The organism is Methylomonas sp. PHL2-19, from assembly GCF_059331595.1.
Map to the genome: position 1 here is coordinate 1,463,025 of NZ_CP196839.1, position 20,138 is coordinate 1,483,162.

A 20,138-nucleotide genomic window follows, 5' to 3' on the forward strand; every position below is an offset into this window, starting at 1 on the left:
GGGTATGTGTAGCGACTATGTGCTGTTTAAAAATAGTCGACACAGAAACCACGTCAATTCGCAAGAAAAGATGTTCTGTAGTCGAGCCAAGATTGGTCACTAATCTTATTTAGTGACAAGTTAAAATTAAACTGAAGAGTTTGATCATGGCTCAGATTGAACGCTGGCGGTATGCTTAACACATGCAAGTCGAACGGTAGCAGGCCTTCGGGCGCTGACGAGTGGCGGACGGGTGAGTAATGCATAGGAATCTGCCTATTAGTGGGGGACAACGTGGGGAAACTCACGCTAATACCGCATACGCCCTACGGGGGAAAGCTGGGGACCTTCGGGCCTGGCGCTAATAGATGAGCCTATGTCGGATTAGCTAGTTGGTGGGGTAAAGGCCTACCAAGGCGACGATCCGTAGCTGGTCTGAGAGGATGATCAGCCACACTGGGACTGAGACACGGCCCAGACTCCTACGGGAGGCAGCAGTGGGGAATATTGGACAATGGGCGAAAGCCTGATCCAGCAATACCGCGTGTGTGAAGAAGGCCTGAGGGTTGTAAAGCACTTTCAATAGGAAGGAATACCTATCGGTTAATACCCGGTAGACTGACATTACCTATACAAGAAGCACCGGCTAACTCCGTGCCAGCAGCCGCGGTAATACGGAGGGTGCAAGCGTTAATCGGAATTACTGGGCGTAAAGCGTGCGTAGGCGGTTGTTTAAGTCAGATGTGAAAGCCCTGGGCTTAACCTGGGAACTGCATTTGATACTGGGCAACTAGAGTTTAGTAGAGGGGAGTGGAATTTCAGGTGTAGCGGTGAAATGCGTAGAGATCTGAAGGAACACCAGTGGCGAAGGCGGCTCCCTGGACTAAAACTGACGCTGAGGTACGAAAGCGTGGGTAGCAAACAGGATTAGATACCCTGGTAGTCCACGCCGTAAACGATGTCAACTAACTGTTGGGTTCTTAAAGAACTTAGTAGTGGAGCTAACGTATTAAGTTGACCGCCTGGGGAGTACGGCCGCAAGGCTAAAACTCAAATGAATTGACGGGGGCCCGCACAAGCGGTGGAGCATGTGGTTTAATTCGATGCAACGCGAAGAACCTTACCTACCCTTGACATCCAGAGAATCTGTTAGAGATAGCGGAGTGCCTTCGGGAACTCTGAGACAGGTGCTGCATGGCTGTCGTCAGCTCGTGTTGTGAAATGTTGGGTTAAGTCCCGTAACGAGCGCAACCCTTATCCTTAGTTGCCAGCGGGTCATGCCGGGAACTCTAGGGAGACTGCCGGTGATAAACCGGAGGAAGGTGGGGACGACGTCAAGTCATCATGGCCCTTATGGGTAGGGCTACACACGTGCTACAATGGCCGGTACAGAGGGCTGCGAACTCGCGAGAGTAAGCGAATCCCAAAAAGCCGGTCCCAGTCCGGATCGCAGTCTGCAACTCGACTGCGTGAAGTCGGAATCGCTAGTAATCGCGGATCAGAATGCCGCGGTGAATACGTTCCCGGGCCTTGTACACACCGCCCGTCACACCATGGGAGTGGGTTGCAAAAGAAGTAGGTAGTTTAACCTTCGGGAGGGCGCTTACCACTTTGTGATTCATGACTGGGGTGAAGTCGTAACAAGGTAGCCCTAGGGGAACCTGGGGCTGGATCACCTCCTTACAAAGACGGCACACCGTTACACGTACTCACAACAAATTATTTCGATTGAAAGACGCACCTGGGTCTGTAGCTCAGTTGGTTAGAGCGCACCCCTGATAAGGGTGAGGTCGGAGGTTCAACTCCTCCCAGACCCACCAACGCATAAAAGGCGAAAGCAATAAGGCGAAACACAATCAGACCACACGCCTGGTTAGAATAACTGGCGCTGTGTCTAGTCACGTTTCGGCTTGAGTCTTGGTCTTTAGTCTGCTTTAGGGGCCATAGCTCAGCTGGGAGAGCGCCTGCCTTGCACGCAGGAGGTCGGGAGTTCGATCCTCCCTGGCTCCACCATCATGCTGAACGCTGAGGGTCAACCAGTTCGTCAAACGTAAGAAAAATAGTGGGTGAACATCAACGCTATACAGTTTTATCAGCGGCAGCGGATAAAGACTTTATAGCATTGGTATTCGTACCGATAGCTCTTTAACAATATGGAAATCTGTAACTATAGTAATGATCAGCAATGATCAACACTAAAACGAGTTGCGGTTTGAATGACGTCGTTCTCGAAAGGGAAAGGCAGAAAACAAACGGCATGTCGTTCTCAAGCAGAAAAATCAGCGAAAATGTCAGCTGACAGTATAACCAAAATACAGACGTATTCGGGTTATATGGTCAAGTGAATAAGCGCATACGGTGAATGCCTAGGCAGTAAGAGGCGATGAAGGACGTTGTAGCATGCGAAAAGCTTTGGGGAGCCTGCAAACCGGCTGTGATCCAGAGATGTCCGAATGGGGAAACCCGGCGCGCATAAGCGCGTCATCTTTGAGTGAATACATAGCTCACTGAAGCGAACCCGGAGAACTGAAACATCTAAGTACCCGGAGGAAAAGAAATCAACCGAGATTCCCTAAGTAGTGGCGAGCGAACGGGGACTAGCCCTTAAGCTAGGATAAGGTTAGTGGAACGGTCTGGAAAGTCCGGCGATACAGGGTGATAGCCCCGTACACGAAAACCTTTTTCTAGTGAAATCGAGTAGGTCGGAGCACGTGAAACTTTGACTGAATATGGGGGGACCATCCTCCAAGGCTAAATACTCCTTACTGACCGATAGTGAACTAGTACCGTGAGGGAAAGGCGAAAAGAACCGCGGAGAGCGGAGTGAAATAGAACCTGAAACCGTATGCGTACAAGCAGTGGGAGCCCCTTCGTGGGGTGACTGCGTACCTTTTGTATAATGGGTCAGCGACTTACATTTTGTGGCAAGCTTAACCGAATAGGGGAGGCGTAGCGAAAGCGAGTCTTAATAGGGCGTTTAGTCGCAAGGTGTAGACCCGAAACCGGGCGATCTATCCATGGCCAGGCTGAAGGTTGGGTAATACTAACTGGAGGGCCGAACCCACGTCTGTTGAAAAAGACGGGGATGAGCTGTGGATCGGAGTGAAAGGCTAATCAAGCTCGGAGATAGCTGGTTCTCCTCGAAAGCTATTTAGGTAGCGCCTCGTGTATCACTGCTGGGGGTAGAGCACTGTTTCGGCTAGGGGGTCATCCCGACTTACCAACCCGATGCAAACTCCGAATACCAGCAAGTGCCAGCACGGGAGACACACGGCGGGTGATAAGGTCCGTCGTGAAAAGGGAAACAGCCCAGACCGTCAGCTAAGGTCCCCAAATCTATGCTCAGTGGGAAACGATGTGGAAAGGCACAGACAGCCAGGAGGTTGGCTTAGAAGCAGCCATCCTTTAAAGAAAGCGTAATAGCTCACTGGTCGAGTCGGTCTGCGCGGAAGATTTACCGGGGCTAAGCATAGTACCGAAGCTACGGATTTACACGTAAGTGTGAGTGGTAGAGGAGCGTTCCGTACGCCTGCGAAGGTCGATTGAGAAGTCGGCTGGAGGTATCGGAAGTGCGAATGCTGACATAAGTAACGATAAAGGGGGTGAAAAACCCCCTCGCCGAAAACCCAAGGTTTCCTGCGCAACGTTAATCGACGCAGGGTTAGTCGGCACCTAAGGCGAGGCTGAAAAGCGTAGTCGATGGAAAACAGGTTAATATTCCTGTACCAGTAGTAACTGCGATGGGGTGACGGAGAAGGCTATATCAGCGGTCGGTTGGAAGTGGCCGTTTAAGCAGGTAGGCATGCATCTTAGGCAAATCCGGGGTGCTTTATGCCGAGACGTGATGACGAGCGGTTCGAAAGAACAGCGAAGTGATAGATGCCCTGCTTCCAGGAAAAACCTCTAAGCTTCAGGTTACTAGTGGCCGTACCCTAAACCGACACAGGTGGGTGGGATGAAAATTCTAAGGCGCTTGAGAGAACCCAGGTGAAGGAACTAGGCAAAATGATACCGTAACTTCGGGAGAAGGTATGCCCTCATTACGTGAAGGTCCTCGCGACTGGAGCGGAAGGGGGTTGCAAAAAATCGGTGGCTGCGACTGTTTAGCAAAAACATAGCACTCTGCAAACACGAAAGTGGACGTATAGGGTGTGACGCCTGCCCGGTGCTGGAAGGTTAATTGATGGGGTTATCTTCGGAGAAGCTCTTGATCGAAGCCCCAGTAAACGGCGGCCGTAACTATAACGGTCCTAAGGTAGCGAAATTCCTTGTCGGGTAAGTTCCGACCTGCACGAATGGCGTAACGATGGCCACACTGTCTCCACCTGGGACTCAGTGAAATTGAAATCGCTGTGAAGATGCAGTGTACCCGCGGCTAGACGGAAAGACCCCGTGCACCTTTACTATAGCTTGACACTGGACTTTGAACCTACTTGTGTAGGATAGGTGGGAGGCTTTGAAGCGGGAACGCCAGTTCTCGTGGAGCCAACCTTGAAATACCACCCTGGTATGTTTGGAGTTCTAACCTCGACCCGTTATCCGGGTTAGGGACAGTGTCTGGTGGGTAGTTTGACTGGGGCGGTCTCCTCCTAAAGAGTAACGGAGGAGCACGAAGGTACCCTCAGCCTGGTCGGAAATCAGGCAATGAGTGCAAAGGCATAAGGGTGCTTGACTGCGAGACGGACAAGTCGAGCAGGTACGAAAGTAGGTCTTAGTGATCCGGTGGTTCTGTATGGAAGGGCCATCGCTCAACGGATAAAAGGTACGCCGGGGATAACAGGCTGATACCGCCCAAGAGTTCATATCGACGGCGGTGTTTGGCACCTCGATGTCGGCTCATCACATCCTGGGGCTGAAGCAGGTCCCAAGGGTATGGCTGTTCGCCATTTAAAGTGGTACGCGAGCTGGGTTCAGAACGTCGTGAGACAGTTCGGTCCCTATCTGCCGTGGGCGTTTGAGATTTGAGGGAAGCTGCTTCTAGTACGAGAGGACCGAAGTGGACGAACCTCTGGTGTTCCGGTTGTCATGCCAATGGCATTGCCGGGTAGCCACGTTCGGACAGGATAACCGCTGAAAGCATCTAAGCGGGAAGCCCCTCCCAAGATGAGATCTCACTGGGACTATAAGTCCCCTGAAGGGCCGTCGGAGACTACGACGTTGATAGGCACGGTGTGGAAGTCCAGTAATGGGCGTAGCTAACGTGTACTAATTGCCCGTGAGGCTTGACCATATAACACCCAATGCGTTTGGGTGTCACTGACACGCTGATAAACGCAAGATAACGACACACTCGATACAGATTTCCATGAAGACAGGTAAACGGCAAATGCCGGGAAGCAAATACGCTTCAAACCTGTGCATGACGGCTGCAAAACAGCCAAACCAGTTTGCTTGGTGAACATAGCAAGCGTGAACCACCCGATCCCATCCCGAACTCGGAAGTGAAACCGCTTAGCGCCGATGATAGTGTGGCAGGTTGCCATGTGAAAGTAGGTCATCGCCAAGCTCTTAAACCAAAAGCCCTGCTTACCCATAGCAGGGCTTTTTTTTTGACCCCAAAATCACCCCTACTGCTGCTCCCTTCTCTTTTGCGGATTTACTGTTACCAGACAACACCTCTATAGCTAAATTACAAAGTAGTTTTCTATAATTGCGTCAGAAGTGTTTTTAAAGATGCTAAATCGAAAGCGCCGATTTTGTGCATGATGATCACGCCCTGTTTGTCTATTAAAAACATCGTTGGGGTCAATTGCACATCACCAAAAGCATGTACAAGACTACCATCTATATCAAGAGCAACTTGATAAGGAAGCTGACGTTCTTTGGCTAATGTTTGCACGCGGCTAGGCGGGTCGTATGGCATTGCCACAGCAATGATTTTCAGGCCTTGCTGATGCAATGCGATCAAATCCGGAATTTCCTCAAGACAGCTAGGGCAGTCGGTTGCCCAAAATGTTATCAATACGGGCTTGCCTTTTAGCTCGGCAATTGCCAGTCGTTCGCCTGTCAATGTTGTAAAAACGGCGTTGGGGGCGAAACTTTTGGTGTAAGTCAGCCACCAGGCGATTGCGCCAAGTAAACAGATCACCGATAGGACGCCAAGCGCCGATTTTATTCTCATAAGTAATAGACTTTGGTTGTTTGTCGGGAACGCGCATTACGGCGATTATAGCAAAGCTGCTAAAATGCCGGCCTTATCCAATAATCCAGTCATGGCGATGAAAAAGATACTGATTTCAGACAAGCTTGCGGAAGACGGCATTAATTTCTTGAATGTCCAGGACGGTATACAGATACATATCCAAACCGGCTTAAATGAAGACGAGTTGTGCGAGATTATTCCGGAATTCGACGCCTTATTGATTCGCAGCGATACTCAGGTGACGGCTAAGGTTTTAAAAGCTGCGACTCGTCTGAAGATAGTTGGGCGCGCCGGCATAGGGGTCGATAATGTTGACTTAAATGCCGCTACTGAACAAGGCGTTATCGTAATGAATACGCCTGATGCCAACGCCACCACGACGGCGGAACTCGCTATCGCGCACATGTTTTCCTTGAGTCGCAATCTACCGTTTGCCAATCAATCGGTCAGAGAGGGTAAATGGGAGCGATCTAAGTTGATGGGCGCTGAAATTGCTCATAAAACTCTGGCAGTGTTGGGTTTTGGTACTATCGGCCGGATAGTCGCGCAACGCGGCAACGGTTTGGGAATGCGCGTGATCGCTTATGATCCGTTTGTAGCGCCGGATGTTTTTGCCATACATGGCGCGGAAATGGTTGATTTGGAGACTTTGGTTAAACAAGCCGACTATTTGACCCTGCACTGTCCTTTATTGGAAAAAACCAAAAACATTATCGGCCGGGAACAATTGGCCATGATGAAAAAATCTGCTCGGTTGATCAATTGCGCGCGCGGCGGCTTGGTTGATGAATCGGCACTATACGATGCCTTGAAAGACGGTCGCATCGCAGGCGCGGCGCTGGATGTTTATGAGCAAGAACCTCCCAAGGATTCGCCGCTGCTAACATTGGACAATGTGGTATTTACGCCGCATTTGGGTGCTTCGACCAAAGAAGCGCAAGTGGCGGTGAGTGTCGAAATTGCCCGCCAGGCGGTTAAATATTTGCAAACCGGCGAAGCTGTTAATGCTTTGAATCTCCCTAAGTTGTCGGCAGAAGAGCTATCCAAGGCTCAACCATTTATGAACCTTGCTAATATTCTCGGTAAGGTTTTAGTAGGGTTGATCGATCAACCGATTCAAAAATTGGAAGTTGCGGTTTATGGAAAGGCTGCTGAGGTAAAAATTCGGCCGATTTCCGCAGAGGCGATGGTCGGTTTGTTGGGGGGGCAGCTTTCCACGCCGGTTAACCGCGTCAATGTTGAGAACATTGCCAAACGCCAAGGTATAACGCTAATTGAGTCCCAGACCGAGGAATCGGAAGGCTATCAGTCTCTAATCAAAATTACCGGGCACTGCGCCGATAAGTCGGTATCTCTGGCGGGAACGTTGTTAGGAAATCAACATCCACGCTTGGTCAGTATCAATCATTTCGAAATTGAAGTGGTGCCGGAAGGCGCGTTACTGATCACTCGCCACGATGATAAGCCGGGCGTGATTGCGGCGATTAGCTCGATCTTGGGCGTTGCCAATATCAATATTACCCGCATGCAAGTCAGTATCGCCGACGAACATCAATTGGCGATGATGGTCATCAGCATCTCTGATCCCTTAAATGAACAAGTATTGAAATCGGTTTGTGAGGTGCCTGCGGTGCACACAGCAAGGCAGATCGCGTTATGAGTTTTGAAGTTGTTTGTTTCGATTGCGACAGTACGCTGAGCCGGGTCGAAGGTATCGATGAATTGGCTAGGCGTAACGGTTTATTCGAACAGGTTGCGGCGTTAACCGATGCAGCTATGAACGGCGAATTGGCCCTTGAGGATGTCTACGCGAACCGGTTGGATTTGATCAAACCCGACCAAGCCGCGATAAACTGGTTGGCCGAGTTGTATATTGCCGAAATGGTTGACGGTGTCAGCGACACAATTAAAACCCTGCAAGCCAATAATAAGCTGATCCACATCATAAGCGGCGGCTTGCGGCAGGCGATACTACCTTTGGCGGAGCAACTGGGCATACCGGAAGCGCATGTGCATGCGGTTGATGTGCTGTTTGACGAAGACGGTAATTACCAGGATTTTGCCCGACACTCGCCGTTGGCCGTCAGTGGCGGCAAAGCCAGAATTTGCCGACGACTGAGGATGCATCATTCGTCCCTGGTCATGATAGGCGATGGCAAGACCGATCTGGAAGCTAAATTGGCCGGTGCCTATATGATCGGTTTCGGCGGTGTCGTCCGTAGGCCGTTGGTGGAAGAGCAAGCGGATAGCTACGTCTCGGATGCTTCGTTAGCGGCTATATTGCCGCTAGTATTGTAAGCAAGGGTCGATAAGCCGGCGGGACGATGGTAAAATTTCCAAATTTTTAGCAGATTCAGAGAGATAGAATGGCTGGGCATAGTAAGTGGGCTAACATCAAGCATCGTAAAGGCGCGCAGGACGCAAAACGCGGCAAGATTTTTACCAAACTGATTCGCGAGATTACCGTGGCCGCAAAAGGATCGGGTGGTGGTGATCCTGCCAATAACCCGAGTTTGCGTACCGCTATCGATAAAGCGCTTGGCGCTAACATGAAGCGCGATACCATCGACAACACCATCAAAAAGGCCATCGGCGCGGTTGATGGCGTGGTTTACGAAGAGGTGCGATACGAAGGTTACGGTCCTGGCGGCACGGCGGTGATGGTGAATTGCTTAACCGATAATCGCAATCGTACCGTTGCAGATGTAAGGCACGCATTCTCCAAGGCTGGCGGCAACTTGGGCACGGACGGTTCGGTGGCTTATATGTTTCGCAAGGTCGGCATTATCAGCTACGCCAACGGCGTCGATGAAGACGCAGTGATGGAAGCCGCGATGGAGGCCGGCGCCGAGGACGTGGTCACCAACGACGATGGTTCTATCGACGTGTTTACCACCCCTGAAGACTATATGACCGTCAAGGAAGCTATGCTTGCTGCGGGCTTCGAGCCGGAAAACGCCGAAGTGACGATGCATGCCGACGTTAAGACTGAATTGGATAGCGAATCCGCCGAAAAAATGCTGAAGTTGATCGACCGTTTGGAAGATCTGGACGATGTGCAGGACGTTTACTCGAATGCCGACATCAGCGATGACATCATGGCTGCGCTCGATGCCTAATCACACCGCAAAATTACTCGCACCAATACACTGTTGACCAGAATTTTAGGTATAGATCCCGGCTCGCGCATCACCGGATACGGTGTGGTGGAGTCGACATCGCGCGGTATTCGCTACGTAGCGAGCGGCTGCATTCGTATCAAATCCGACGAATTTCCCGAGCGCTTGAAGCAGATTTTTGATGGTGTTAGCCAGGTGATTGAGTTGTACCGTCCTGAGCAAATGGCCATAGAGCAAGTGTTTATGCACAAGAATGCCGATTCTGCCCTGAAGCTAGGGCAAGCGCGCGGCGCTGCGATTTGCGCCACCTTAAATCGAGATCTGCCGGTTTTCGAATATGCGGCTAGGCAAGTTAAACAGGCCTTGGTAGGCAAGGGCAATGCCGATAAGCAGCAAGTGCAGCATATGGTGAAAATTTTGTTGAGCATTCAAGGTGACATGCAGATCGATGCTAGCGATGCATTGGCGATTGGCCTGTGTCATAGCCACTATCAGGAGACCGCGATGCGTTTGCAGAAGGCGATTTCATGATCGGTTTTTTATGCGGTAAATTGATTTACAAAGCTCCTCCGCAACTGTTGTTGGACGTACACGGTGTCGGTTACGAAATCGAAGCGCCGATGAATACCTTTTACGACCTGCCGGCATTGGGTGAAGTAGTTAAGCTACATACGCATCTCGTGGTTCGCGAGGACGCGCATATCCTGTTCGGTTTTGCCACAGAAAGCGAACGCATGCTGTTCAGAACCCTGATCAAAGTCAATGGTGTCGGCCCCAAGCTGGCGTTGACTGTTCTGTCCGGGCAAAGTACCGAAGAATTCTATCGTTGCGTCCATGATAACGATGTAAAAGGTTTGGTGCGCTTGCCGGGCGTCGGCCAAAAAACCGCCGAACGCTTGATTATCGAAATGCGTGGTCGTTTACCGGAACTAAACAAACTATCGGCAGCTAGTGATAGCCCAAGTTCGCTTCCCGGTTTGGCAGCAAGTCCTAAGCAGGAGGCGATTAGCGCGCTGTGTGCCCTGGGTTATAAGCCACCGGACGCGGCGCGGATGGTGCAAGCGGTTGCTACAGACGATAAAAGCTGCGAGGACATTATTCGTCTGGCGCTGCGCGGTGCGGTTAAATGATCGAAAGCGACAGATTGGTTACCGCGCACGGTAATCATGACGAAGAGCGAGTGGACCGAGCTATTCGCCCCAAGCGCTTGAAAGACTATGTCGGGCAAAAAGAACTGCGCGAGCAGATGGAAATCTTTATCCAGGCGGCGGTAACGCGCTCTGAAGCGTTGGATCATGTGTTGATTTTCGGCCCGCCGGGTTTGGGGAAAACCACGCTGGCCAACATTGTGGCTGCTGAGATGAATGTCAACATTCGCCAAACCTCTGGTCCGGTGCTGGATAAAGCTGGTGACTTGGCCGCTTTGTTGACCAATCTGCAAGCCCATGATGTGTTATTCATCGACGAAATCCATAGGCTCAGCCCGGCGGTGGAAGAGGTGCTGTATCCGGCTATGGAAGACTACCAAATTGATATTATAATAGGCGAAGGCCCGGCAGCCCGCTCGATTAAGCTGGATTTGCCGCCATTTACGCTGATAGGCGCGACGACCCGAGCCGGTTTGTTGACATCGCCTTTACGCGACCGTTTCGGTATCGTCCAACGCCTTGAGTTTTACACCGTTGAGGAACTGGCCAGTATTGTCAGTCGCTCCGCAAAACTATTGAATATCGGCATGGACGGCGGCGGTGCCGACGAGATCGCCTGCCGTTCGCGAGGCACGCCGCGCATCGCCAACCGACTCTTACGTAGAGTACGCGATTTTGCCGAAGTCAAAGGCAACGGCACGGTGACTCGCGAGATTGCCAAACAAGCCTTGGATATGCTGAAAATAGACCAACAAGGCTTTGATATGCTGGATCGGAAATTACTGACAGCCATGATTGAACATTTTCAAGGCGGTCCGGTTGGACTGGATACGCTGGCTGCGGTAATCAGTGAGGAACGTGGCACGGTTGAAGATGTGTTGGAACCTTATTTACTGCAGCAGGGTTTTATAATGCGCACCCCCAGGGGGCGAGTGGTCACGCATAAGGCATATAGTCATTTTGGCCTGCCCGCGCCCAGGCAGCAAATCGGCAGCGATGACATCTTTGACATTTAATAATTCGTTAAGAGACGAATGAAAGAATTTAACTGGCCGGTACGAGTATATTACGAAGATACCGATGCGGGCGGCGTAGTGTTTTATGCGAATTATTTGAAGTTTTTTGAACGGGCCAGAACCGAAATGCTGCGTAGTGTGGGTTTTGAGCAGGATAATCTTCTAGCCGAACAAAATCTGATTTTTGTAGTCCGTTCCGTGAAAGTAGACTATTTAAAACCTGCCCGCTTCAACGAACTGTTGGACGTTAGTGCAAAAGTTATAGAGTACAAAAAAACTAATTTTACCTTTGAACAAGCGATCACTCGGCAACAAGATACTTTATGCACGGGTGAAATCCGGATTGCCTGTCTTGATGCGCAAAGCATGAAGCCCAAACTTATTCCCTCTGCTATTTTGGAACATTTAAACTAATGAATACCGATTTATCCATCCTGACGCTGGTCAAAGAAGCCAGTATCGTCGTGCAGTTTGTTATGTTCATTCTGTTATCGGCATCGGTTGCGTCCTGGACCTTCATCTTCTCCAAACGGAAAGAATTGAAACAGGCCATAGCCATTACCGACGATTTCGAAGAGGAGTTTTGGTCTGGCGTCGGTTTGGCCGAGTTGTATAAAAAGATGTCCAGCGACCGGTTCGAGCCGGAAGGTATCGAAAAAATCTTTCTAGCCGGCTACCGCGAGTTCGCACGGATGCGCCAGAAAGGCGATGTCGAACCCTCTGTCCAGGTCGAAAGTGCGCAACGGGCCATGCGTATCGAATTGTCCCGCGAGTTGGATAGGTTGGACGAGACTTTGCCGTTTTTGGCGACAGTCGGTTCGACCAGTCCGTATATCGGTTTGTTTGGCACTGTCTGGGGCATCATGAACTCGTTCCGCGCTTTGGGCGAAATTAAAAATGCTACCTTGGCGAATGTCGCTCCAGGTATTTCAGAAGCGTTAATTGCCACCGCGATTGGTTTGTTCGCGGCGATTCCAGCGGTAATTGCCTATAACCGCTTCTCTACCCGTTTGGATCGCTTGGCCGGCCGTTACGAGTTATTCGTCGACGAGTTCGTGGTATTACTACAAAGACAGGCGCACAGCAAATGAATGTGGGCGGCAGCAATCGCAGATCGCGAAAAAAACGCGGGGTAATGGCCGAAATCAACGTCGTACCCTATATCGACGTTACCTTCGTGCTGTTGATGATATTCATGATTACCGCGCCGCTGGTGCAAACCGGTGTCGATGTCGAGTTGCCGCAAGCCGAGGCTGAGTCTGTGGATTTACAAGATCAGGTGCCGGTGATCGTTTCCATCAAAAAGGACGGCAGTTTATACGTCGATATTGGCAACGGCGATGAAGAAGCCGATACGCCTGTCGATGTCGATACGGTTAAAACCAGAGTCGCGGCGGTTTTCAGAAATAATCCCAAAGCCCAGCTCTACGTGCGTGGCGACCATGAAGTGGATTACGGTAGCATCGTCAAAGTGATGGTGGAACTGAAGAAAACCGGCGCCCCCAAAGTGGGCTTGATGACCGCGCCGCCGCCTGACAGCAAATAATCACCACCATGAAAAGTTTTAAACCTTCGCTCGCGCAGGCGATAGCGCTACATATTCTGATTGTGTTGTTGTTCAGTTTCAGTTTTCTCACCGAGACTGACGACGCGCAAATGTCGCCGCCCGCGGACATTATTGAAGCGACTGTACTGGACGGCGCGGAAATCGATGCGGAAGCCGAGCGCTTAAAGCAGAACGAAACAAACAAGCAGCAAGCCGAGAAACAGCATCAAGAGCAACTGGAAAACGCCAGAAAAGCCGAAGAGCAGTTGTTGCAGCAAGCTAAAAAGCAACGTGTGCTTGAAGAGCAAAAAATTCAGGAAGCCGCCGAAAAGCGCAAGCAGGAAGCATTAGAAGAAAAGAAGATGCAGGAACAGCTCGCTGCGAAGCGTAAGGAAGAGGAAAAAAAGTTAGAGGAGGCCAAGGAACGGCAAGCTCTCGAACAGAAAAAAGCCAAGGAAGCCGCGGAAAAGCAGAAACAGGTCGAACTGGACAAACAAAAGGAAGCAGCGGAAAAGCAGAAGCAAGCCGAACTGGAAAAACAGAAGGAGTTGGCGGAAAAACAAAGGGAAGTAGAGAAACAGAAATTGCTGGAAAAGCAAAAACAACAGGAAATGGAGCGCGAAGCCAAGTTGAAGGAACAAAAACTGGCGGAGGAAGCGCGCGAGAAACAGCAGGAAGCCGAAATCAAAAAGCTGGAGCAGGAAAAGAAGTTGCAGGAACAAAAAGCTCTGGAGCAGCAAAAAAAGCTGCAGGAGCAAAAGAACGAGGAAGCCAAGCGCCAAGAACAAGCAAAACAAGTGGAAGCCAAGGCCAAAGCGGAAAAGGAAAAGCAGTTAGCTGACGAAAAAGCCAAGGCCGAGAAGGAGAAACAGGCGGCGCTTAATGCGGAAAAAGCCAAGCAAGCTGCAGAAGCCGAGGCCAGGGCCAAAGCCGAAAAGGATAAACAACTCGCCGCCGAAAAAGCGGAGAAGGAACGCCAAGCCAAAATAGCGGCGGAAAAAGCTGAAAAGGAACGCATGGCTGCCGAAGCGGAAGCCAAAGCCAAGGCTGAAAAAGAACGTCAGGCCAAGCTGGCTGCGGAAAAGGCAGAGAAGGCTGAGAAAGAAAGACTTGCTGCGGAAGCGGCGGCAAAAGCCAAAGCAGAACAAGAGCGCCAAGCTGCGATAGCGGCGGCTGAAAAAGCGGAAAAAGAACGCCAGGCTGCGGAAGCCGCCGCGGCGGCTGCGGCAAAAGCGGCATCGGATAAGCAAGCAGTCGATTCTGCCAAACAGATGATAGCGCGCAAAGTGGAAGGGGCCTGGACGCGGCCGATCAACGCAACGCAAGGCTTGAGATGCACAATTCAGGTAAAATTGCTGGCTAGCGGCGATGTGATGGATGCGGTGGTGATTGGTAGCAGCGGCGATCCGATTTTTGACCGTTCGGCGGAGAATGCAGTGAGAAAAGCCTCGCCTTTGCCGGTACCGCAAGATAGAAATTTATTTAATCAGGAATTTAGAGTTTTTACCTTCGTGTTTAAACCGGAATAATCAGTAAAACGGAAACGAGAGAATGATGTTAATCACAAGAATGTTAGTCGGCGGCATTTTGGCTGGGATGTTTACAGTGGCGCAGGCGGCCGGTTTAACCATAGAAATTACCAAAGGTTCGCAAACTGCGGTGCCTATCGCCATCGTGCCGTTTGCTCAACAAGGTTCTATCGGCAATGTTAAATTGTCCGATGTGATCAGTTCTGATTTGGGTGGCAGCGGGTTTTTCAAAACCTTGTCCGAGGACGATATGCTGACCAAGCCCAGCGAACCCGAGCGGGTTAACTTCAAGGATTGGCAGGTACTGGGCCAAGACTATATGGCGATAGGCCAAGTGGTCGGCAATGGGGGCAGCTACAACATCCAGTTTCATTTGTTTAATGTGCATAACGGCCAGTTATTGATGGGTTACCGTTTGACGGCCGGTGCCAACGAATTGCGTCGTGCCGCGCATCACATCAGTGATCTGATTTACGAAAAACTGACCGGCCGCAAAGGCGCATTCAATACCCGGATTGCTTATGTCACCAGCGTGCGCCGCGGCAATGGCAAGCAGTTCATGCTGCAAGTGGCCGATGCCGACGGCTACAATCCGCGAACGATTGCCGAATCTCCGGAACCCATCATGGCGCCGGCTTGGTCGCCTGACGGTAGTAAAATTGCTTATGTATCCTTCCATACCAAACGGTCGGAAATCTGGGTGCAAACTCTAGCCACAGGGCAACGCGAAAGCGTTTCGTCATATCCCGGCATCAACGGCGCGCCGGCTTTTTCACCGGACGGTAGCCGTCTGGCGGTTACGCTTTCGAAAGACGGCAGCCCCGATATTTACGTTTTGAATTTGGGTAGCCGCTCTTTGACGCGCTTGACCAACAGTTTATCTATCGATACCGAGCCGACCTGGTCGCCGGATGGCAGCTCTATCTTGTTTACGTCTGATCAAGGCGGCAAACCGCAGCTTTATTTGATGCCAGCTTCGGGGGGCAAAGCTAGCCGGGTTACATTCCAAGGCGACTATAACGCCAGAGGCCGTTTTTCCGCCGATGGCAGAAGCCTGGCGATGGTAACGGGTAGTGGCGGTGGCTATAAGATTGCGGTTATGGACATGGCCTCGCGCACTGTGAACGTGCTAACCGAGGGTAATCTTGACGAATCGCCCAGTTTTGCGCCTAATGGCAGCATGGTCTTGTTTGCCGCGAATCGCGGCGGGCGCTCGGCCTTATCGGTGGTGTCTACCGATGGCGCGATGCAACAGAAGTTGGCCTTCGAGAGTGGCGAGGTCCGTGAACCGGCCTGGGCACCTTGATTGCAAGCGCGATAGCCCTCACACTATCGCTACCTGAGTTTTACTTAATATTTGGAGAAAATTGATGAGATTTAACAAAACCTATTTGGCTTTGGCCATGACTGCGATTTTGGTAACAACAGGCTGTAGCTCAACCGAAGAAGAAGGTTTGGCAGATTCTACCCAAGGAACCGATGCGTCTACCAGCGGTTACAATGACGGTTCCATGTCCGGCAGCCAATTCGGTTCAGGCAATGGCAGCAGCTTTGGCTCCGGTTCCGGCGCGAACCTGGGTCCTGAATTTAGCGACCCTAACAATCCGTTGTCCAAACAAGTGATTTATTTTGAATTGGATAGCAGCCAAGTTAAACAAGACTACGTACCTGTTGTTGCGGCGCATGCCCGTTATTTGGCTTCACACCCAAACCAGCACGTGATTCTATCCGGTCATGCCGACGAGCGTGGTTCCAGCGAATACAACATCGCGTTGGGTGAGCAACGGGCCAAATCGGTGGAAAGAATGATGCGCTCGCAAGGCGTCACTGCCGGCCAATTGGAAGTGGTGAGCTACGGTGAAGAAAAGCCCGCTGTTTCCGGTCATGACGAGTCGGCGTGGCAACAAAATCGCCGCGTGGAAGTTGGCTATCAATGAGTAAGCGTGCGCTTCTGATACTGAGTCTCGGCTTTGGCTTATCTGCCGGAGCTGGTGCTGCGCCTAACGGTGCGGGTTACCCGGCTGGAAATGCTTATGCACAGCCGGCCGCCACTGACAATGCTATTTTTGAGGTATTGGGCAGATTGGAGCAGTTACAGTCGGAAGTGCAGCAATTGCGCGGCATGGTCGAGGAGCAATCCCAGACCATCGCCGACTTGCAAAGAAAACAAAGCAATATGTACTCCGATCTGGATGATCGGATGCAGGCGCTTACCGCAGGTGGGCAAACGCCGCCGAGTCAAACGCCTGCGCCAGTTCCTGCAGATACTGCTGCGGCTGGACAATCGCCGGTTACAGCGGCTCAACCCACTACGCCAGCGGCCCCGGTCGCACCGACTCCGGCACCGGTTGCAACTGCGACGCCCGCTCCGGCTGCGTCGGTAGTGGACAATAAGCCGACCGCGACGGCGGCACAAGGCAACGAAAAGGAAAGGTATCAATCGGCTTACGACACTTTGCGTAACGGCCACAATGCCCAGGCCATCAAAATGTTTCAGGATTTGCTGAAAGATTTTCCGGCGGGTGAGTTTGCCGACAATTCGCAGTATTGGTTGGCAGAGGCGTATAAGATCAATCGGGAATTCGATGCGGCGCGCGCCGCATTCAATAAGGTGGTCAGTCAATACCCCAATAGCTCTAAAGTGCCGGATGCTTTACTCAAACTGGGTTATATCGAATTCGATCTGCAAAACACCGCAAAAGCTCGCGATTATTTGACGCGGGTGACGACCAGCTATCCAGGCACCACTGCCGCGCATTTGGCGGAAAAAAAGCTGGCGCAAATGCCGCAATAATCCGGCCTGCGGATGGATCAAACGCTACGTATTACCGAAATATTCTATTCACTGCAGGGTGAAGCGAATACGGTGGGGTTACCCACCGTCTTTATTCGCTTGACCGGCTGTCCATTGCGCTGTTCCTATTGCGATACCGCTTATGCGTTTACTGGCGGCGAAAAACTCAACATCGACGAGATTCTCCTGAAAGTTGGCCGTTACAACACCCGGTATGTCACGGTAACCGGCGGCGAACCTTTAGCACAACCGGGCTGCAACCCTTTAATGGTTAGACTGCTCGATGCTGGTTACCAGGTTTCGCTGGAAACCAGTGGTGCCTTGGATGTGTCGATGGTTGACAGTCGGGTCAGTAAAGTCATGGATTTGAAGACGCCGAGTTCCGGAGAGCTTGAGCGCAATCGCTATGACAATATCCAGTATTTAACGTCGCACGACCAAGTCAAATTCGTGATTGCCGATGCTGCCGATTACCAATGGGCCAAGCAGCAACTTGAGTTGTATCGCTTAGTTGAACATTGCCAAGTACTGTTCTCGCCGGTGATGGATGTGATGTCGCCGACCGAGCTGGCTGAGCGTATTTTGGCCGACCAACTGCAGGTTCGGTTTCAAATTCAATTACATAAATTTCTTTGGAACGACGCGCGTGGAAAATAACAGCAGTTCCAGGCCGGCCATCATTTTATTGTCCGGCGGTCTGGATTCAATAACAGTCTTGGCACTTGCCAAACAACAAGGTTTTACTTGCTACGCCCTAAGTTTTGATTACGGCCAGCGCCACAATGCTGAATTGGAGGCTTCTCGGAGAATCGCCAAGCATTACCAGGTAGCCGACCATAAGATTATCAATCTCGGCTTGAGCGCAATAGGCGGTTCCGCGTTGACAGACGCTCGGATCGATGTGCCGACTTCACCGCAAGCCGGTATTCCAGTAACGTATGTGCCTGCCAGAAATACTATATTCCTGGCATTTGCCCTGGGTTGGGCGGAAGTGGTGAACGCTCACGACGTATTCATCGGCGTTAACGCCGTCGATTATTCCGGTTACCCAGACTGCCGGCCGGAATTTATCAAAGCTTTTCAGGATATGGCAAACCTGGGGACCAAAGCGGGAGTGGAAGGCCATAAAATTCAAATTCACACACCGCTGATAGCACTCAGCAAAGCCGAGATTATCCAAAAAGGTTTAGAACTGGGCGTCAATTACTCGGATACGGTTTCCTGTTATTCCGCTGATATTAAAGGCAGAGCCTGCGGTGTGTGCGATGCCTGCAGATTGCGGGCGGCCGGTTTCCAAAATCTGGGTGTGACCGATCCAACTCATTATCGACCTAAATAACCGGGGTTGACGCGCATTTATTGGAAACTCAAATAGCACGGGGATTTATTTGTCGGCTAAGCTATAAATAAATTTATCGTCGATCTGAGGGTCTTTCAGTATGCAAGTCAATCAAACCAAGTCCCAATTTGTCGCCGTGGCTTCCATAGCCGCCGAATTGAGCGCGGTGATGGAAGTGGCCAAGGAAATTTCTCTCGCGGCAGCCAATGCCAAAGCGATTGCTTTCCGCGCCGGTGAAAAGGCCAAGGGCTTCCAGCCCATCACGGACTTCATAAACGAATTGGCCAAGGATACGATCGAATTGGTCAATAACATCAACGAATACGCATTCCATCTTTATCGTCTGACAGTCAATGAACAGCGCATGACCGAAGCATGCAGACGCTTCGAGAAAGTGGGGCAGTTGGCTGTCGGAGCCAGATATGCCGATTCCTTAGCCACCCCGTTGCAGGAAGTCAGACTAAGAACGCAGATTTGTCATCGAGAGTTTATTATTCAGGTTTCGGAATTATTGATTAAGCTCGCTGATGTGATGCATCCGGCTAGGGCGGCTCGGGTGATTGCTGCCAACTCCCGGATAGAGGCTTCACAAGCGGGAGAGTATCTGCAAAGTCTGCAAGCGGTCGCTGAAAGCGTCGATAACGCCGCGCAAATAATCAACGACAAAGTACATAAATGCCGGAGTGCATTGACGATTATAAACGTCGCCGAATAGCGCACCCATCAAACCCAGTATGGCCAAGAGGTAAAGTTAGCATGAGAATGACCAAAATTTATGAGGGCGCCTATCAATGGATAATGTTTGGCCGCGATGCACATAAGCCCGAGAAAATCATTGATACCAACCAATATATGGTAAGGACGGCCAATCGCTGCCTTTTGATCGATCCCGGCGGCATAGAGCTGTTTGCGCCAATGCTGGCGGCGGTATTACACCATGCGCCGGTCGAGGAAATTACTGATTTGTTCGCCTCGCATCAAGATCCGGACATCATTTCATCTTTGGGTTTATGGGATCAAGCGCTGCCCAATGCCAAGCTGCATGCCTCAGCATTATGGGAAGGTTTTTTAAGGCACTTCGGCTGCGAAACTATCGAATATGTACCGATTCCCGACCATGGCGGAGTCATCAATCTCGGTACTACCGAATTGCAGATTGTTCCCGCTCACTATCTGCATGCCTCCGCTAATTTCCATATTTATGATCCACACGCCAAAATCCTGATGTCCGGCGATGTCGGTGCAGCCTTGGAAGCGCCTGGAACGCCAGTATTTGTGGACAACTTCGATATGCACGTCGATAAAATGCGTTTTTTCCATCAGCGTTGGATGCCCTCTAATCAAGCTAAACGAGCCTGGATTGATCGGGTCAGGAAGTTGGATATCGACATACTGGCCCCGCAACATGGTCGGATGTTCAAAGGCGATGATGTGAAGCGTTTCTTAGATTGGTTCGAGGCCCTACAAGTGGGGATTGCCGTATAAAACAAGCATTTGCCGAAAATTGGGTTTATAATCCGGCCATT

18 protein-coding genes, 2 tRNA genes and 3 rRNA genes are annotated in these 20,138 nt (G+C 51.0%); 22 read left to right on the forward strand and 1 reads right to left on the reverse strand.

The window, feature by feature from the left end:
- Positions 1-128: 128 nt before the first annotated feature.
- The 5 genes from ACR02O_RS07050 (at position 129) to rrf (ending at position 5,485) form a co-directional block, all read left to right on the forward strand.
- Positions 129-1,662, forward strand: a 16S ribosomal RNA gene (locus ACR02O_RS07050).
- A gap of 60 nt (positions 1,663-1,722) precedes the next feature.
- Positions 1,723-1,799, forward strand: a tRNA-Ile gene (locus ACR02O_RS07055).
- 117 nt (positions 1,800-1,916) lie between these two features.
- Positions 1,917-1,992 (forward strand) — tRNA-Ala (locus ACR02O_RS07060).
- 322 nt (positions 1,993-2,314) lie between these two features.
- A 23S ribosomal RNA gene (locus ACR02O_RS07065) occupies positions 2,315-5,209 on the forward strand.
- Between the two features lie 160 nt (positions 5,210-5,369).
- A 5S ribosomal RNA gene (rrf, locus tag ACR02O_RS07070) occupies positions 5,370-5,485 on the forward strand.
- Together the 16S, 23S and 5S rRNA genes with 2 tRNA genes alongside form the textbook arrangement of a ribosomal RNA operon.
- A 138-nt stretch (positions 5,486-5,623) precedes the next feature.
- Here rrf and ACR02O_RS07075 read toward each other — a convergent pair.
- The gene (locus tag ACR02O_RS07075) at positions 5,624-6,100 is read right to left on the reverse strand and encodes a TlpA family protein disulfide reductase (RefSeq protein ID WP_033158325.1); all 477 of its coding nucleotides are present in this window, start codon (positions 6,098-6,100) and stop codon (positions 5,624-5,626) included.
- A 97-nt stretch (positions 6,101-6,197) separates the two neighbouring features.
- Here ACR02O_RS07075 and serA point away from each other — a divergent pair, with 97 nt between their 5' ends.
- The 17 genes from serA (at position 6,198) to ACR02O_RS07160 (ending at position 20,097) form a co-directional block, all read left to right on the forward strand.
- Positions 6,198-7,781 carry a phosphoglycerate dehydrogenase gene (gene serA / locus ACR02O_RS07080; RefSeq protein ID WP_494523458.1) on the forward strand — a complete coding sequence of 528 codons (1,584 nt, stop codon included), beginning with the start codon at positions 6,198-6,200 and terminating at the stop codon, positions 7,779-7,781.
- Entirely contained in the window at positions 7,778-8,419 is a 642-nt protein-coding gene (locus tag ACR02O_RS07085; RefSeq protein ID WP_033158326.1) for an HAD-IB family phosphatase, read from the forward strand. Before serA ends, ACR02O_RS07085 begins: the two co-directional genes overlap by 4 nt.
- 68 nt (positions 8,420-8,487) lie before the next feature.
- Positions 8,488-9,240 carry a YebC/PmpR family DNA-binding transcriptional regulator gene (locus tag ACR02O_RS07090; RefSeq protein WP_033158327.1) on the forward strand — a complete coding sequence of 251 codons (753 nt, stop codon included), beginning with the start codon at positions 8,488-8,490 and terminating at the stop codon, positions 9,238-9,240.
- Between the two features lie 33 nt (positions 9,241-9,273).
- Positions 9,274-9,771, forward strand: a complete 498-nt coding sequence (gene ruvC / locus ACR02O_RS07095; protein WP_033158328.1) for a crossover junction endodeoxyribonuclease RuvC — start codon at positions 9,274-9,276, stop codon at positions 9,769-9,771.
- The gene (gene ruvA / locus ACR02O_RS07100) at positions 9,768-10,370 is read left to right on the forward strand and encodes a Holliday junction branch migration protein RuvA (RefSeq protein ID WP_033158329.1); all 603 of its coding nucleotides are present in this window, start codon (positions 9,768-9,770) and stop codon (positions 10,368-10,370) included. The genes ruvC and ruvA overlap by 4 nt, the downstream gene beginning before the upstream one ends.
- Positions 10,370-11,404 carry a Holliday junction branch migration DNA helicase RuvB gene (ruvB, locus tag ACR02O_RS07105; RefSeq protein WP_494523459.1) on the forward strand — a complete coding sequence of 345 codons (1,035 nt, stop codon included), beginning with the start codon at positions 10,370-10,372 and terminating at the stop codon, positions 11,402-11,404. Before ruvA ends, ruvB begins: the two co-directional genes overlap by 1 nt.
- An 18-nt stretch (positions 11,405-11,422) precedes the next feature.
- Positions 11,423-11,818, forward strand: coding sequence for a tol-pal system-associated acyl-CoA thioesterase (gene ybgC / locus ACR02O_RS07110; RefSeq protein ID WP_033158331.1), 396 nt, complete (start codon positions 11,423-11,425; stop codon positions 11,816-11,818).
- Positions 11,818-12,495, forward strand: coding sequence for a protein TolQ (gene tolQ / locus ACR02O_RS07115; protein ID WP_020483188.1), 678 nt, complete (start codon positions 11,818-11,820; stop codon positions 12,493-12,495). Before ybgC ends, tolQ begins: the two co-directional genes overlap by 1 nt.
- A gap of 44 nt (positions 12,496-12,539) precedes the next feature.
- Positions 12,540-12,950 carry a protein TolR gene (gene tolR / locus ACR02O_RS07120; RefSeq protein WP_225587463.1) on the forward strand — a complete coding sequence of 137 codons (411 nt, stop codon included), beginning with the start codon at positions 12,540-12,542 and terminating at the stop codon, positions 12,948-12,950.
- Positions 12,951-12,958: 8 nt separating this feature from the next.
- Complete coding sequence (gene tolA, locus ACR02O_RS07125; protein WP_101054550.1) at positions 12,959-14,479, forward strand: cell envelope integrity protein TolA; 1,521 nt, start codon at positions 12,959-12,961, stop codon at positions 14,477-14,479.
- Positions 14,480-14,519: 40 nt separating this feature from the next.
- The gene (gene tolB / locus ACR02O_RS07130; RefSeq protein WP_225893123.1) at positions 14,520-15,785 is read left to right on the forward strand and encodes a Tol-Pal system beta propeller repeat protein TolB; all 1,266 of its coding nucleotides are present in this window, start codon (positions 14,520-14,522) and stop codon (positions 15,783-15,785) included.
- Positions 15,786-15,849: 64 nt separating this feature from the next.
- Complete coding sequence (pal, locus tag ACR02O_RS07135) at positions 15,850-16,416, forward strand: peptidoglycan-associated lipoprotein Pal (protein ID WP_033158334.1); 567 nt, start codon at positions 15,850-15,852, stop codon at positions 16,414-16,416.
- Positions 16,413-17,273 (forward strand): tol-pal system protein YbgF, encoded by an 861-nt coding sequence (gene ybgF / locus ACR02O_RS07140; RefSeq protein ID WP_458136733.1) that lies wholly within the window; start codon positions 16,413-16,415, stop codon positions 17,271-17,273. The genes pal and ybgF overlap by 4 nt, the downstream gene beginning before the upstream one ends.
- A gap of 12 nt (positions 17,274-17,285) precedes the next feature.
- The gene (queE, locus tag ACR02O_RS07145; protein ID WP_458136734.1) at positions 17,286-17,930 is read left to right on the forward strand and encodes a 7-carboxy-7-deazaguanine synthase QueE; all 645 of its coding nucleotides are present in this window, start codon (positions 17,286-17,288) and stop codon (positions 17,928-17,930) included.
- Positions 17,920-18,612, forward strand: coding sequence for a 7-cyano-7-deazaguanine synthase QueC (queC, locus tag ACR02O_RS07150; protein WP_458136735.1), 693 nt, complete (start codon positions 17,920-17,922; stop codon positions 18,610-18,612). The genes queE and queC overlap by 11 nt, the downstream gene beginning before the upstream one ends.
- Before the next feature lie 100 nt (positions 18,613-18,712).
- Positions 18,713-19,327 carry a hypothetical protein gene (locus tag ACR02O_RS07155; protein ID WP_033158338.1) on the forward strand — a complete coding sequence of 205 codons (615 nt, stop codon included), beginning with the start codon at positions 18,713-18,715 and terminating at the stop codon, positions 19,325-19,327.
- Between the two features lie 41 nt (positions 19,328-19,368).
- Entirely contained in the window at positions 19,369-20,097 is a 729-nt protein-coding gene (locus ACR02O_RS07160) for an oxygen-binding di-iron domain-containing protein (protein WP_171694310.1), read from the forward strand.
- Positions 20,098-20,138 lie beyond the last annotated feature (41 nt).